Source organism: Bacillus sp. AFS001701, assembly GCF_002559405.1.
GTDB lineage: Bacteria > Bacillota > Bacilli > Bacillales > Bacillaceae_G > Gottfriedia.
Map to the genome: position 1 here is coordinate 1 of NZ_NTZO01000200.1, position 1528 is coordinate 1528.

2 protein-coding genes are annotated in these 1528 nt (G+C 34.2%); both read left to right on the forward strand.

The window, feature by feature from the left end; all coding sequences use genetic code 11:
- The first annotated feature begins 210 nt into the window (after positions 1–210).
- Positions 211–1044 (forward strand): carbonic anhydrase, encoded by an 834-nt coding sequence (locus CN514_RS14045; RefSeq protein WP_098233131.1) that lies wholly within the window; start codon positions 211–213, stop codon positions 1042–1044.
- A gap of 167 nt (positions 1045–1211) precedes the next feature.
- A complete protein-coding gene (locus CN514_RS14050) occupies positions 1212–1403 on the forward strand; it encodes an amino acid transporter (RefSeq protein WP_098233132.1) in 192 nt (63 codons plus the stop codon).
- Positions 1404–1528 lie beyond the last annotated feature (125 nt).

Genomic DNA, 1528 nt, shown 5'->3' on the forward strand with positions numbered 1-1528 from the left:
TTTTTTATTAAAGTAAATGGTAGGTTAGCTTAATAAGGAGATATGAAAAGAAATTCAAAAATCAACACAAAAAATTTGAGATAGTAAAATACACCCAAAATTCAAATGTAAGCGTTATACTTAAAGGTTAGGTATATGTATTTTATTGGATATTTAGTATCTTAATTAATATAGGTTTTATAAAAACAGGAAATGGGGAAAGACACTTACATGAAGAAGATACTCGTTTATCCAATTTTAGCTGTGATGTTAAGTTCTGTATTAGGAGCTTGTACATCACAAAATGCACAAACTCCCAAACTAAAAGAAGAACAGGCAACTGAAAAGAATGCAGAAACAGAAGTAACTAAAATAAATACTTCCCATTGGTCCTATGAAGGGGAAACAAGCCCCGAGCACTGGGGGGAATTAGATCCTGCTAACTCAGCCTGTGTAAATGGTAGTGAACAATCGCCAATTAACATTGAATTTTCGCAAGTTGAGAATGAACAAGCTGCAGAAGACCTTCAAATTAATTATGAACCGACGTTATTTTCACTCATGAACAATGGTCATACTGTACAGGCAAATGCTGCGGGTGGTAGTAACAGCATACTCATTGAGGGGAAGGAGTACAAGCTTGCACAATTTCATTTCCATACCCCAAGTGAGCATCAATTCAACGGCAAAAACTATGTAATGGAGCTTCACCTTGTACATAAAGATTCAAATGGAAAGATTGCTGTCCTTGGAGTGATGATTCAGGAAGGTGAAGAAAATAAAAATCTAGCAGCGGTCTGGGATATTCTACCGAAAGAAGAAACAGATAAAGATATTCCCTTGAATGAGTCAGTTGATTTAAAGGCTTTGCTTCCTGAAGATCAAACTGCATTTCATTATGAGGGTTCATTAACGACCCCTCCTTGTACAGAAGAGGTAAAATGGACCATTTTTGAAATGCCGATTGAAATGTCAAAAGAACAAATTGAAGCATTTCGAAAGATTTTCCCCGATGATCATCGTCCAGTTCAATCTCTAAATAATCGTAAAGTCATAAAAAGCTAAAATATCCACGTTAATAGATTGTTATACCCAACGGGAGCGTTGATCAAAGAGAGATTAACACTCTATTTGTTGAACTTACTTATTGAACAAACGTGCAGTTTAGTTCAAGAAATAATTGCATTTATACAATAGTACATATGTTAAAATGTGGTAAAGGGGGTTGTTTTATGAAGGAAGAAAACAAACCATTTAATGATGTAATAGACCACTTTAACAAGATAGAAGGAAATGCTTCAAATGTTGTTAGCAAGGATGCTGTAAAAAAGTTGCCTAAACCATTAAAATTTTTTGGGTATTTTATGGCTAGCTTCTTATCAATATCCATCTTGTTAATGATAATTTTAAATTTATTACACTAAACTGATCTTGATATTTAAGTCTGGCTGCCACCCTTTGGCAGCTTTTTCTTATTAAGCTCCCTCAGTTAGATACGATTATCTCTCGAATACTCACTTATTTAGCTTTTTCTTCTTCAACTAAATGG